The organism is Porphyrobacter sp. THAI-01a (assembly GCF_056868655.1).
Window position 1 is genome coordinate 861,334 of the sequence record NZ_CP180579.1, and the last position, 13,481, is coordinate 874,814.

12 protein-coding genes are annotated in these 13,481 nt (G+C 66.9%); 9 read left to right on the top strand and 3 right to left on the bottom strand.

The window, feature by feature from the left end; genetic code table 11:
- The first annotated feature begins 23 nt into the window (after positions 1–23).
- The 6 genes from ACMX37_RS04155 to ACMX37_RS04180 all read left to right on the top strand — a co-directional run bounded on the left by ACMX37_RS04155 (position 24) and on the right by ACMX37_RS04180 (position 5,999).
- A complete protein-coding gene (locus ACMX37_RS04155; RefSeq protein WP_483147649.1) occupies positions 24–1,043 on the top strand; it encodes an ABC transporter ATP-binding protein in 1,020 nt (339 codons plus the stop codon).
- 65 nt (positions 1,044–1,108) lie between these two features.
- Positions 1,109–2,158, top strand: coding sequence for a Fe(3+) ABC transporter substrate-binding protein (locus tag ACMX37_RS04160; RefSeq protein WP_483147650.1), 1,050 nt, complete (start codon positions 1,109–1,111; stop codon positions 2,156–2,158).
- Positions 2,159–2,292: 134 nt separating this feature from the next.
- Complete coding sequence (locus ACMX37_RS04165) at positions 2,293–3,108, top strand: ferredoxin--NADP reductase (protein WP_483147651.1); 816 nt, start codon at positions 2,293–2,295, stop codon at positions 3,106–3,108.
- Between the two features lie 203 nt (positions 3,109–3,311).
- Positions 3,312–4,454, top strand: a complete 1,143-nt coding sequence (locus ACMX37_RS04170; protein ID WP_483147652.1) for an acyl-CoA dehydrogenase family protein — start codon at positions 3,312–3,314, stop codon at positions 4,452–4,454.
- Between the two features lie 2 nt (positions 4,455–4,456).
- Positions 4,457–5,197 (top strand): SDR family NAD(P)-dependent oxidoreductase, encoded by a 741-nt coding sequence (locus tag ACMX37_RS04175; protein ID WP_483147653.1) that lies wholly within the window; start codon positions 4,457–4,459, stop codon positions 5,195–5,197.
- A gap of 127 nt (positions 5,198–5,324) precedes the next feature.
- Positions 5,325–5,999, top strand: a complete 675-nt coding sequence (locus ACMX37_RS04180) for a response regulator transcription factor (protein ID WP_483147654.1) — start codon at positions 5,325–5,327, stop codon at positions 5,997–5,999.
- Between the two features lie 420 nt (positions 6,000–6,419).
- On the opposite strand, the gene ACMX37_RS04185 is transcribed toward ACMX37_RS04180, so the two are convergent.
- The 3 genes from ACMX37_RS04185 to ACMX37_RS04195 all read right to left on the bottom strand — a co-directional run bounded on the left by ACMX37_RS04185 (position 6,420) and on the right by ACMX37_RS04195 (position 11,585).
- Positions 6,420–7,004 carry a hypothetical protein gene (locus ACMX37_RS04185; protein ID WP_483147655.1) on the bottom strand — a complete coding sequence of 195 codons (585 nt, stop codon included), beginning with the start codon at positions 7,002–7,004 and terminating at the stop codon, positions 6,420–6,422.
- A gap of 160 nt (positions 7,005–7,164) precedes the next feature.
- Positions 7,165–9,888 carry a TonB-dependent receptor domain-containing protein gene (locus ACMX37_RS04190; protein ID WP_483147656.1) on the bottom strand — a complete coding sequence of 908 codons (2,724 nt, stop codon included), beginning with the start codon at positions 9,886–9,888 and terminating at the stop codon, positions 7,165–7,167.
- 131 nt (positions 9,889–10,019) lie between these two features.
- The gene (locus ACMX37_RS04195) at positions 10,020–11,585 is read right to left on the bottom strand and encodes a hypothetical protein (RefSeq protein ID WP_483147657.1); all 1,566 of its coding nucleotides are present in this window, start codon (positions 11,583–11,585) and stop codon (positions 10,020–10,022) included.
- A gap of 320 nt (positions 11,586–11,905) precedes the next feature.
- On the opposite strand from ACMX37_RS04195, the gene ACMX37_RS04200 reads away from it, so the two are divergent.
- The 3 genes from ACMX37_RS04200 (at position 11,906) to ACMX37_RS04210 (ending at position 13,480) form a co-directional block, all read left to right on the top strand.
- Positions 11,906–12,307 (top strand): tetratricopeptide repeat protein, encoded by a 402-nt coding sequence (locus tag ACMX37_RS04200; RefSeq protein ID WP_483147658.1) that lies wholly within the window; start codon positions 11,906–11,908, stop codon positions 12,305–12,307.
- 199 nt (positions 12,308–12,506) lie between these two features.
- Complete coding sequence (locus ACMX37_RS04205; RefSeq protein ID WP_483147659.1) at positions 12,507–13,127, top strand: lytic transglycosylase domain-containing protein; 621 nt, start codon at positions 12,507–12,509, stop codon at positions 13,125–13,127.
- Between the two features lie 41 nt (positions 13,128–13,168).
- The gene (locus ACMX37_RS04210) at positions 13,169–13,480 is read left to right on the top strand and encodes a TrbC/VirB2 family type IV secretion system protein (protein ID WP_088915067.1); all 312 of its coding nucleotides are present in this window, start codon (positions 13,169–13,171) and stop codon (positions 13,478–13,480) included.
- Position 13,481: the final 1 nt, after the last annotated feature.

Here is a 13,481-nt window from a genome sequence, read left to right on the forward strand (position 1 = left end):
CTCGTTTCCTGCGGACAGCGCCATTGAGCCTCGAATTTCGCCATATTGCCCATGCCTACGGTGCGGTGCGGGCGTTGGAGGACATCTCCTTCACCGCTCCGACGGGAGAGATCACCTGCCTGCTTGGCGCGTCGGGTTGCGGGAAGTCAACGCTTTTGGGGCTCGCGGCGGGCCTCCTGCGGGTGCAGCAGGGCGAGGTCGCGGTGGATGGCGCGGTGCTCGCCGATGCCCGCCGCAGCCCGCCGCCCGAGGCGCGGCCCGTGGGGCTGGTGTTCCAGGACGGCGCGCTGTTCCCGCATATGACGCTTGCCGCCAATGTCGCCTTCGGCCTGCCCCGCGCGCGGGCAGGCGAGGCCGATGCGTGGCTGGCGCGGGTGGGCCTTGCCGGCATGGGCGCGCGCTATCCGCACGAGCTGTCGGGCGGCCAGCAGCAGCGCGCCGCGCTCGCCCGCGCGATGGCGCCGGGCCCGCAGGTGCTGCTGATGGACGAGCCCTTCGCCAGTGTCGACATCGTGCTGCGCCGGACCCTGCGCCGCGAATGCCGCATCCTGCTGCGCGAGGCAGGGACCACGGTGGTGCTGGTCACCCACGACCCGGCCGAGGCGCTCGACATCGCGGACCGGATCGCGGTGATGGAGGCAGGCCGCATCGTCCAGTTCGGCACCCCGCCCGAGCTGCACGATGCCCCCGCCACCGCCGCTGTCGGCGCGATCTTCGGCGGCGCGCAGGTGATCGCCGGAAGGCGCGCAGGCGAGGGCCTCGATACCCCCTTCGGCCTGTGGCCGCTGGCGAGCCTCGCGGGCGAGGTGCCCGGTGAAGGCGCCCTCGATCTGCTGGTGCAGGGCGACCGGCTGGTGCCGGTGGCCGATGTGCGCGGCTGCCGGGTGCGCGACGTCCACCCCCTCGGCGCGCGGTCGCGGGTGCTGCTAGAAGGTGCCGAGGGCGCGGGCGTCACGGTCGAGACCGCGCTGCCGGTTGATCCCGCGAAGACCTACAGCGTCTTGCCCGATGCCGGGAGCGTGCGCGCCTTCGTGCGGCATTAGGCCTTGCGCGGCATCGAATAATATTGCAAGTCATTCGCAACAAATCAGCCGAAAGCCTCTTTGCCATGAAACCACTGCTCCTCGCCGCCCTCGCCAGCATCAGCTTCGGCATGCTTGCCGCCTGTGCCGGCGAGGGCGGGGACGCGGGCGAGGCGGTGCCGATCACCGGCGAGGTCAACATCTACTCCTCGCGCCACTACGATACCGATCTGGCGCTCTACGAGGACTTCACCCGCGAAACCGGCATCAAGGTCAATCGCATCGAGGCCGATGCCGATGCGCTTATCGAGCGGATCGGGGCCGAGGGCGAATTCAGCCCGGCGGATCTGCTGATCACCGTGGATGCCGGCCGGCTGTGGCGCGCCGAGGAAGCGGGCATCCTCGCCCCGGTCGAGTCGGCTGTGCTCGCGGAGCGCCTGCCCGCCAACCTGCGCCACCCGCAGGGCCTGTGGTTCGGCCTCTCCACCCGCGCACGGATCATCATCTACGACAAGGCCAAGGGCGCGCCCGAGGGCCTCGCCAACTACGCCGATCTCGCCGATCCGAAGTTCAAGGGCCAGATCTGCATGCGCTCGTCCTCGAACATCTACAACATCTCGCTGCTCTCCAGCATCATCGCCCACAAGGGCGCGGCGGCGGCGGAGCAATGGACGAAGGGCGTCGTCGCCAACTTCAAGCAGCCGCCGCAGGGCAACGACACCGCGATGATCGAGGCGGTCGCGGCGGGGCAGTGTCGCATCTCCGTGGTCAACACCTATTACCTTGCGCGCTATGCCGGGGGCGATGCCAAGGCGAAGGCGATCTTCGACAAGGTCGGGGTGATCTTCCCCGACCAGGCGGGCACGGGAACCCACGTCAACGTGAGCGGCGCAGGGCTGGTCAAGACCGCGCCCAACCGCGAGAACGCGGTGAAGTTCCTCGAATACCTGACCTCCGAGAGCGCCCAGCGTTACTTTGCCGACGGCAACAACGAATATCCGGCCGCTATCGGCCTCAAGGCCAATTCGGCGGTGGAGCGGCTCGGCAGCTTCAAGGCCGACACGCTGAGCGTCGCCGACATCGGCAAGGGACAGGCCGAGGCGGTGCGGATCTTCGACCGCGCCGGCTGGAATTGATCTGGCGCAATTCAAGGCCCGCTTTCACGCCCTAACGCTAATCTGTCTTGAAGGGCGCGCGCTTGTCGTCCATTTGCGCCCCCATTTCCGGCTGCGGCATCCTCCGCGGCTCAGACCTGTATCCGAGGCCCGCTTTGAACCAGCCCATCATCGACCGCGACCAGTTCACCGAGAGCGCGGCGCTCTCCGTGGAGACTATCACCTACGTCCATCACTGGACCGAAGGGCTGTTCACGCTGAAGATGACCCGCCCGGCGAGCTTCCGCTTCCGTTCGGGCGAGTTCGTGATGATCGGCCTGCCCGGCGACAACGGCAAGCCCTTGCTGCGCGCCTATTCGGTCGCTTCGCCCTCCTACGCCGAGGAGCTGGAGTTCCTGTCGATCAAGGTGCAGGACGGCCCCCTGACCTCGCGCCTCCAGCACATCCAGGTGGGTGACCCCATCTACCTCGGCAAGAAGCCGACCGGCACGCTGGTCACCGACGCGCTGCTGCCGGGCAAGCGGCTGTTCATGCTCTCGACCGGCACCGGCCTTGCGCCCTTCATGAGCCTCGTGCGCGATCCCGAGGTCTACCAGATGTTCGAGGAAGTGATCGTCGTCCATTCGGTGCGCCACGTTGCCGAACTGGCCTATCGCGAGCTGCTGGAGAGCAAGCTCGAAGGCGATCCGCTGCTCGAGGACGAAGACCGCGCGCGGATGATCTACGTCCCCACCGTCACCCGCGAACCCTTCCGCACCCAGGGCCGCATCCAGCAGCTGATCGACGATGGCCGCCTGTTCGAGCAGAGCAAGGGCCCGCAGCACTTCGTGCCCGAGGAGGACCGCGTGATGCTGTGCGGGAGCATGGCGATGATCAAGGACCACGCCTCGGACCTGGAGCGCCGCGGGTTCGAGGAAGGCGCGAACAACAAGCCGGGGCAGTTCGTGATCGAACGGGCGTTCGTGGGTTAACAGCCTCCCGTCGTCCCCTGCTGGGCGCGGGGTCTGGCGGCCTTTGATTTGACGCTGCCAAGAAGAGGCCCCGCCCCTGATCACGTCCGGAGTGACGCTCACAGGTTTGGAAGTTGTCCCCCCCACTTTCGCGCTTGACCCTAGCGGGCGCGCGGGCTTCTATCGTGGCAAATCAAAACCCATTTGTCTCGGAGAGAACCCCCATGCTCGCGACCGCCCATCGCACCGCCTATAACGAAGACCACGAGGCCTTCCGCGATACCGTCCGCAAGGTCTTCGCCGAACACCTCACGCCCAACCTCGACGAGCACGAAGCCAAGGGCATCGTTCCGCGCGAGGTGTGGAAGGCGGTGGGCGAGGCGGGGCTGCTGTGCCCCACCGTCAAGGAGGAGAACGGCGGCCTCGGCCTCGATTTCGGGTTCAACTGTATCGTCGCCGAGGAGCTGTCCTATCTCGGATCGGCGGCCGGCTTCACCCTGCAATCGGACATCACCGCCAACTATTTCGAGCGTCTCGGCACCCCCGAGCAGCGCCAGAAGTATCTTCCCGGCATGGTCACCGGCGACATCATCACCGCCATCGCCATGACCGAACCGGGTGCCGGCTCCGACCTCCAGGGCATCCGCACCACCGCCAGGAAGGACGGCAACCACCTCGTCATCAACGGCTCCAAGACCTACATCACCAACGGCCAGAACGCCGACGTGGTGATCGTCGTCGCCAAGACCGATCCCGAGAAGGGCGCCAAGGGCATCAGCCTCGTGCTGGTCGACGCCGACACCCCCGGCTTCGAGCGCGGGCGCAATCTCGACAAGATCGGGCAGCACTCGGCCGACACCTCGGAGCTGTTCTTCAACGATTGCCGCGTGCCGATGACCAACATCCTCGGCGCCGAGGGTATGGGCTTCGTGCACCTGATGGAGGAGCTGCCGCAGGAGCGCCTGAGCATCGCGGTCGGCGCGCAGGCGGCGGCGCAGCGGGCCTTCGACGAGGCGGTGAAGTTCACCAAGGAACGCGCGGCCTTCGGCAAGACCGTGTTCGAGTTCCAGAACACCAAGTTCACCCTCGCCGATTTGAAGGCCAAGCTGCAGGTCGGCTGGGCGCACCTCGACTGGGCGATCCGCAAGCATCTCGCAGGCGAACTCACCACCGACGAGGCGAGCGCGGCCAAGCTGTGGCACACCGACCTCCAGTGGGAATGCTGCGATGTCGCGCTGCAACTTCACGGCGGGGCGGGCTACATGAACGAATACGCCATCGCCCGCCTGTGGCGCGATGCGCGCGTGACGCGGATCTTCGGGGGCACCAACGAGATCATGAAGGAAGTGATCTCGCGGAGTATCTGACCATGACCGAACCGCTCGACTTCACCGGCAAGCGCGTCCTCGTCATCGGCGGGTCGAGCGGGATCGGCAATGGCATCGCCCACGGGTTCCGCCAGCGCGGGTCGAGTGTCACCGTCACCGGGACGCGGCCGGATTTCGGGGACTATCTCGAGGCCGAGGATTCGGACTTCACCGGCCTCGATTACCGGCAATTGGACCTCACCGATCGCGGGGCGGCGGACCGGCTGGCGGAGGGCTTCGGGGCGGTCGACGTGCTGGTGCTGTGCCAGGGAACGGTGCGTTATGGCCGGCAGGAGTTCACCCGCGAGGGCTGGGACGCGGTGGTCGACATCAACCTCAATTCGGTGATGGACGCCGCGCGCGCCTTCCACCCCGTACTGGCGGAAAGCAAGGGCACGATCATCATCGTCTCGTCGGTCGCCGCGTTCAAATCCACCATCGGCACTCCCGCCTACGCCGCCTCGAAAGCGGGCGCGGCGAGCCTCACCAAGACATTGGGCGAGGCCTGGGCGCGCGACGGTATTCGGGTCAACGGCATCGCCCCGGGGCTGGTGCCGACCAAGCTTACGAGCGTCACCACCGACCACCCCGAGCGCCTCGAAGCCAGCCTCAGGAAAATCCCCCTGCGCCGCATGGGCACACCCGAGGACATGGCCGGCGCGGCGCTGTTCCTTGCCTCGCCGCTTTCGGCCTACATCACCGGTCAGACGGTGGTGGTGGACGGGGGGCTGACGCTGTCCTGACGCGCACCGTGCAGGCCCGATCGTGGTCCTGTCCCGCCATCGCGCCTATTGTTACACATCGCTGCAATCCAGTCACAAACGCGTCACACCGCTGCGCCACTCCGGCACCAAACCGGGGCCGGCAAACATGGATGTCGTCAATATCTTCCTGACGAGCGAACTGGGCGAAAGCCTCGAGGATTTCGTGCACGACCAGCGGCGCTTCACCTTCGACCGGCTCGGGCCGGACGGACCGCGGCGGCTGGTCGAGGGGCCGATGTGGGCCTTCGTCGACTGGGTCATGCCCGAGCTTGCGGGCCTCGAGATGTGCCGCCGGCTGCGCGCCGATCCACGCACCGTGGATGCCCATGTGACGATGGTTCTGGAGGAGGACGATCCCGAGGACCGCCGCCGCGCCTTGCGGGCCGGGGCGGACGACTACGTGATCGGCCCGCTCACCCGTACCGCGGTGCTCGACCGGGTGCTGGCGCTGCAATCGCGCGGGGCCGAGCGGCAGGCGACCCGCCGCTTCGAGCTGGGCGCGCTGACGATCGACATGGCCGCGCTCCAGGCACGCTGGAACGAGGTGCCGATCGTGCTGCGGCCCAACGAGTTCCGGCTGCTGCGCTTCCTCGCCGAGAACCCCAACCGCGTGCTGACCCGCGAGGACCTCATCAACGGCCTCGGCAAGCGCGAACCGCCGATCGACGAGCGCACGGTGGACGTGTGGATCGGGCGGCTGCGGCGCGCGATCAAGGCTGCGGGCGGGGGCAACCCGCTGCGCACGGTGCGCTCCTTGGGCTACGTCTTCGATCTGGGTTGAGGGCGCTGGCGGAAGCGCCCTGAAGCGGACAAAGCGGACACCCTGTCCGCTTTGCAAGCGTGCTGATTTTTAGCTTTTTCAACGGCATAACTCTGCTTCCGCCAAGCGGACGGACAGGGGAGCGCGGGCTTTGTTCGCGCCTCGGATGACAAACGGCCTCGCAGGCCGGGCAGCACGATGGGAAAGAGCCGGGCGGATCGTAACGGCTGGCGGGCGTGTAGGAAAACGGCGCGCTCCGTTCCCTGCTCGTCGCCCCGTGCTCGACACGGGGCCTGGCTACTTTCCTGCGGACCGAGAAGAAGACAAGCCTGACCCCGTGTCAGGCACGGGGCGACGGTTATTTGGACGGCAGCTTGAGCCATCTCGCCGCCGAAAGCGGACGTTCGGCAATCGCCCCCATTGTGGACAGATCACGAACCCTTAGGAGGCGACAGTCGGCACCCAACCCGTTGGTAGCTGATGCCAAGGCGCTTCAGGGTTCCGCCTCGCCAGTTCCTCCTTTACCTTTCGCTCTCTCCAGACGGGACCGCCTACGTGCCATTCCGCCACCTCTTGCCCGAAGTCAGCCGTTAGTCGGGACGGGATGTGCTGTTCGGCGTCCCAACCAGCCATGACTTCCAAGTCTTGGATCGCAGGATCATCTACGCTGGTTTCGGTGCCCGTGCCCCCTTCATCCCAGATCGTAACCGTGAGGCTTCCTACCGGCCATTGCACCACACGCCGACCTCTCTGGAGATCGGGCACAAGCTCGCAACGTCCAAGCTTCTGCCATCGACCGGAGCGAAGAGCTCGGGTGATCGATGGATAAACCACTGACACGATCGACATAATCGGTGAAGTGACAATCGTTTCAATGACAGCGACTTCACGATCCCTGCGCCGGAAGAAGCCTACGGCTTTGTCCGCTGTGACTTGGCCGTAGTAGACCCACTCCTGTTCACCGAGGAGGGCATAAAGGGTGCCCTGCTTCAGGTCGGCACGGGCCTTCGGATTGGCTTCGAGCATCAGCACATACTTCCCGCCTGCATCGAATGGGTCAATGGCAGCAAACCACCCACTTGCCGACATTTACGCAAAGTGGCTGCGCGCCCGGAAGCGGACGTTTCAAGAAAAAAGGCCGCCCGGTGAAGGGCGGCCTTTTCGCATTGGCAGGTCAGTCAGGCGATCAGAACTCAGCCTTGATCCCGATCGAGAAGCTCGTGCCCACGTCGAAGGTGTTGATCTCCGCGCGGTTGCCGTTGATCTGCTGGAACTCGAAGTTGTCGCGCCCGAAGATGTTGCGCGCCTCGAGGCTTACTTCGAGCGGCAAGCCGCCGAGCTTCACTTCCGAACGCGCCACCACGTCGACCGTCAGGCCCGGGTCCTCGACCACGTCGGGCAGGGCCCCGCCGCGCAGGGTCACGCGCTCGCTCGCATAGTTGAACAGCACGGTGAACTGCTGGACCTTGTCGTCGTCCTCGATGCCGAGCGAGAGGTTGGCGACGTGGTCGGACTGGCCCACCAGCGGCGCGCCGTCGTCGAACAGCTGGCTCGCCGCCTGGCCGATCGCCCCCGGGATCGGGGCCAGATCGTCCGGCCCGACCGCGATGCTCGACTGGGTGTAGGTGTAGTTGGCGAGGATCAGGAACTGCTTGGTCTCGAAGAACCCGCCCCAGTTCGCGAGATCGATCCCGTAGGCGAAATCGAACTCGGCGCCGTAGAGCTCGGCCGAGGGGGCGTTGGCGTAGCTGGTCTCGATGATGCCCGGGGCGGTGATCAGGAAGTTCTCGATCGGGTTGTCGATCTTCTTGAAGAAGCCCGCGAGGCTGACACGGCGCGGCCCGCCGAAATAGTATTCGGCGCGGGCCTCGACGTTGATCAGCTCGCTGTCGATCAGGAAGGGGTTGCCGCGGAAACGGCGGTTCGACTCCGGATCGAAATAGGTCTGCTCGACCAGCTCGCGGAACTGCGGGCGGGCGATGGTCTGCGAGGCAGAGAGGCGCAGCTGGAGATCGTCGATCGCCTCCCAGGTGACCGTGGCCGAGGGCAGGAAGTAATCGTTGGCGATCCGCGTCGGGTTGGCGAGGTTGCCGCCGCCGAAGGCCGGATCGGGCGCCGCCACCTGCAACCCGTCCTCGTAGCGCACGCCCGCCTCGAGGCTGATCCGGTCGGTCGGGCGGTAGCGCGCGAGGCCGTAGCCAGCGTGCACCGTCAGCGCGGCATCGAACACGGGGAAGGGGGTGGGGTCGGAGACGGTGATGTTGTAGAAGGGCTGCGCGCTGGTCGCCGGAGGGATGACCCCTGAGGCGAGCGTCGCGCCGTTGAAGATCTCGCCAGGCCGCCGCAGGCCCAGCGCGCGCAGGGCGGTGGTGAATTCGGCGGTGGAGCCGATCAGCGGACGGATGATGAAGGACAGCGAGCGGCGCGAGGTGTCCGAATATGCATAGCCCGCGGTCAGCGAGAGCGTGTCGGTGACCTCGAAGGTCACGTCCGCGCCGCCGAACCAGAGTTCCTCGGTGAGGTCCTCGAAGCCGACCTGGATGCGCTCGGTCCCGCCGATCAGCGCGCCGACATCGACCACGAACTTGTCGCCGAAGGGATCGTTGGGGATGTTGGTGCGGATGTAGGGGACGATCGCGTTGTAGGGCGCCTCGCGGTCGGTGCGGGCATAGCCGCCGCGCAGGTCGACCTCGATGCCGTCGAAGTTGAATTCGGCGACGAGCTGCGAATCCATCAGCTGGCGCTCGAACCAGCCGGTCTGCTGGGTCTGGAACTCGAAGGGTCGGGCGACGTCGGTGAAGCTGTCGGTGCCGGTCGCGAGGCGCGCGGTCTTGAGGGTGTCGCGGATGTAGAGGTTGGTCCAGCGGATCGTGTGCTCGCCGATGTCGAGCCCGAGGCCGATCAGGCCGTTCACCAGCACCTTGTTGTCGGTGATGAAGTTCCGCGAATCGAACAGGATCTGTCCCGCCTGCGCGTCGCCGAACTGCTGGCTGGTGACGTTGCGGTTGCGCCAGGTGTTGGTGATCCCGGCGGTCGCGATCAGGCCGAGGTAGTTGCCGTCGCCGATCTCGAAGGAGGTGCCGCCGGTCACATTGGCGCTGAAGTTGATCGGCAGCTCGTTGTTCTTCTGCAGTGTTACGAGGTTGAGCGGCATGATCTGCCCGGCAAGTTGGCGCTGCTGCGCCACCGGCAGGTCATTGATGCGGGTGTTGCCGGCGATCGCATCCTGCAGCGCGCTGGGGAAGTCGCGGTTGCCGTTGTCGAAGCCGAATGTGTCCCAGCGGCTGCCGAAATAGGTGAGGCCGTTCTGGAAGGTCGTCTCGGTGTCGCCGCTGCCTGAGAATCCGACGGTGAGAAAGGTCTCGGTCGGGATCGCCTTGGTGGTGAGGTTGATCACGCCCCCGCCGAATTCGCCCGGGAAATTGGCCGAATAGGTCTTCTGCACGAGGCTGGAGGAGATCACGCTGGTCGGGAAGATGTCCAGCGGGACGACGCGGCTGAGCGGTTCGGGGCTGGGCAGCGGGAGGCCGTTGAGCAGCGCGAGCGAATAGCGGTCGCCCAGACCGCGCACGAAGACGCGGCCGTTGCCGACCAGCGAGAGTCCGCTGACGCGGGTCAGGGCGCCGGCGATGTCGCCCTCGCCGCTGCGGGCGATGTCGGCCTCCGACAGCACGCTCAGCACCTGGCCCGAGGTGCGCGCGGGGTCGCGGTTGCGGCGGCCGGTGACGATGATCCCGCCGCCGGGCAGCGAGATGTCGGTCTCCTGGAGGTCTTCTGCGGGAGGTTCTTCCGATACCTCTTCGGTCAGCACATCCTCGTCCTGGGCAGCGTCCTGCGCATGGAGCACCGATGGCATGGTCAGCGACGTGGTGAGAAGCAGCAGCCCTGCGAGGCGCGTGCCGGTCGACATAGGTGAGGACCCCCTCATGATTTGGCCTGTATCCGTGTCACAGGCTGCCCCGCAGCCCGCAGAAAATGCGAAAAGGGGGGGAGGCGCAGCACCGTGATGCGGCCTCGCCCCCCTCGTGTCATGTCCGCTGCCTAGGCCGGATAGACCGGCAGCGAGGTGCAGGCGCCCGTCGCGCTGCCGAAGTTCTGGATCGACGAGTTGCAGGTCCAGTTGCCGAAGATGCTGGTCAGCGCCCCGGCGTTCTGGATCGCCCCGATGAAGGTGCGGGTCGGGAAGAAGGTCGACCGGGTGTTGGCGTTGAACGCCGTGCGCGCCGTTTCGCCAGCGCCGTTGACCACGCCGTTGGTCAGCGTGATGGTGAAGGCGAAGTTGTTGTTGGTGCCGCCGTTGATGCGCGCCGCCGCGTCGGCGTTGGTCACGCCCGCGCCGCCGCGGATCGGGTCGGTCGCCGGGCAGTCGCCGACCACCGAGTCAACGCCGATGATCGCCGCGAGGGTCGCGGGCTCGTCGATCTGGAAGCAGTGGTTGGTGCCGGCATCGATCACGCCGTTGGTGAGGCCGAGAGCCGCGCCGCCGCGGGCCTGCACGACCTGCGGCGCGCCCGCGCGGGTCACGAAGGTGAAGTTGTTCACCTGGAAGCGCGTCTGCGGGATCGCGTTGGAGGGGGTGCGGTCGGCGACGTTGGGCGAGTCGAGCTCGATCAGGCGGTCGCCGGTCGAGGAACGCTGCACCGCGATCACGGTGTCGAGATTGACGATCGCGCCGGTGTCGACGTCGAGCGAGTCGTCCGAGGCGCCGATGATCGCGAAGTTGCGGGCGTTGAAGCCGCCGCCGAAGAACTCGACACCGTCATCCGAGCTGTTGAACGAGACGAGGTTCTCGATCACCGTGCCCGAACCCGCGCCGCCGGTGGTCAGCGACTGGAGCTCGTTGTTCGGCGCCAGTTCGAAGCCCGAGAAGCGGATCTGGTTGAAGCGGAACGAACCCGAGTTGTCGGCCGCGTTGGCGCCGCCGAACGGGGTCGCGATCGCCGCGCCTTCGAGGCGGCCTTCGCAGGTCGGGTTGGCGGTCGGGTTGGCGGTGGTGTTGAACACGCCGGTCGAGCAGTCGGAGATCGGCGCGCGGCCGAGCAGCACGACGCCGCCCCACTGCTGCTGGCTGTTGTCGTTGGCGAGGCCGATGATGTTGTCGCGGCTGGTCCACACGATCGGGCGATCGGCGGTGCCGTTCGACTGGATCTGGTTGCCGCGGTTGACCACCAGGTAGGAATCCTGCTGCGCGAAGAGGATCACGCCGGGCTCGATCGTGAGGGTCACGGTGCTGCCGGTGCTCGAGAAGCCGCGGTCGGCGCCGACTTCGACGCGGCCCGGGATCTCGTAAACGAGGCCGCGGATGTAGGGCAGGCTGTCGGTGGTGGTGAAGCGCGCCGGCAGGCGGCACACGCGGTAGGTGCCGGTCGGGCCGGTGAGGGTGCCGCCGTCGACGAGGCCGCCGGGGGTGGCGATGGTCGGGCAGCCCGCAGCCGGGGTCACCAGCGACTGGGTCGGCGTCGGGGTCGGGGTGGGGGTCGGGGACGGGGGCGGGTTGTTGATGATGATGTTGCCGCCGGTGCCCGGCGAGACGATTTCATCAGCGCCGCAACCGGCCAGAGCGACCAGGCTGCAACCCAGGATCAGAGTGCGTTGGATGTTTTTCACAGCGAGCGGTCCCCTCTTGAGCCGAGAATCATAAAGGCGCCTATGTTGATGCGCTGGGGGCTCGCTAGGAGGGCTGCGTGACAGAATTCTTGCAGGATTACAGGCGTGTGTCACATTCGCGAATATGACCGAAGAAAGACAAATGTGACCGCGATTTCCGCGAGGCATGGTGCACGCGGTTCGGCGAAATGTCACAAATAAAATAAATAAAAACAAGCATTTGGCCTGAAAAATTACAATAGAAAGACATTGTTTCAGTTTTGTTGCATTCGGTTCCGCTCGAAGGCATCATGCCCGCCTGTAGAAGAGGAGCCATGCCCATGTCCGTCACCGCCCTTGCCGTCGCGCTGTTCGCCGCGACCCCGCTCGCAGGTGTCCCCTCGGCGGCACTTGCCGACGCCCCCGAACTCGCGGTCCGGCCGCTTGTCGCCGGGAAGGCTGAGCAGGCGCTCGCGACCCTCGAAAAGGCGAGCGCGGCCGATCCGCACGATCCGGCGGTCCTGATCAATCTCGGCATCGCCTATGCCCACGCGGGCGACGAAGCGAAGGCGCGCGCCGCCTTCGAACAGGCGCTGGCGTGCCACGAGGTGGTCGAGCTCGACACCGCCGACGGCACCGCCACCGATTCGCGCCGCCTCGCGCGCAAGGCGATCAAGATGCTCGAGCGCGGCGAGTTCCGTCCCGCGCCGGCGCGCGCCGGACAGCTGACCCTGCGCGACTAGGCACTCACGGCCCTGCGGGCCGTGCCCCGGGGAGAGAACGGGCGGCGCCGCGCACGGGTGTGGCCCGCCCGTTTTGCCGTCCGCACTCGGCCTGCCGCATCGGACGCGCACGAGGCTGTCACCTGTCTGTCATTTAGGATAGACAAAGGGGGACATTCTGGAGGGCCGGGACATGATTCTCGCCGCGGCTTGCCGCGTCATGATTGTAGCTGCCGCGATCGGTCTGGCGGTCGAGGCGCGCGCCGATGTGCTGGAACTCGGGTCCGATGGCGCGCGGTGGGTCGCAGGGCCGCTCGCGGGCCAGCCGGCTGTGCCGGGCACCGCCGTGGCCGCCCCCGCGCCGCCCGCCGATGCAGGCCTTGACGATGCGCCGTCGCTCCCGACGATTGCCATCGCCGATCCCGCGCGCCACGCCGCGGGCATCCCGACGCGCTATGCCGCCAAGATCGCCGAACTTGCCGCCCGCTTCGACCTCTCGCCAGCGCTGATGGAAGCCGTGGTGTGGCAGGAGAGCCGCTGGAAAGAGAACGCGCGCTCGCCCGTCGGCGCGCAGGGTCTTGCCCAGCTCATGCCGGGAACGGCGCGCTATCTGGGCGTCAATCCCAATGATCCCTTCGCCAATCTCGAGGGCGGGGCGCGCTACCTGCGCGAACAGCTCGACCGCTTCGACGGGGATCTCGAGAAGGCGCTCGCCGCCTACAATGCCGGCCCGGGCCGCGTCGAGCGTGCCGGGGGCATCCCCAACATCCGCGAGACCCGCCACTATGTCGCCGCCATCATGGGGCGGCTCGCCAGCCATTCGCGCCCCGCAGGTCAGTGACCCACGCGCGGCCAGCCACAAGTGAAAGAATGACACGACCAATGAACGCCCCGTTCCGCCTTCCCGCCCGCATCATGGCCGCCCTCGCACTGGTCTCGGCCCACACCGCCGCGTTTGCGCAAGGTGCCGACCCGGCCGGATCCGGCCCGATCAACAATGCGCTGCTGTGGCTCCAGGGCACGCTGCTCGGCACGGTCGCCACGACCGTCGCCGTCATGGCGGTCGCCGCGATCGGCTTCATGATGCTCACCGGCCGGATGAACTGGCGCTTCGGTGCGACCGTGATCGTCGGCGTCTTCATCCTGTTCGGCGCGACCACCATCGTCGCCGGCATCCAGTCGGCCGCAGGGTAAG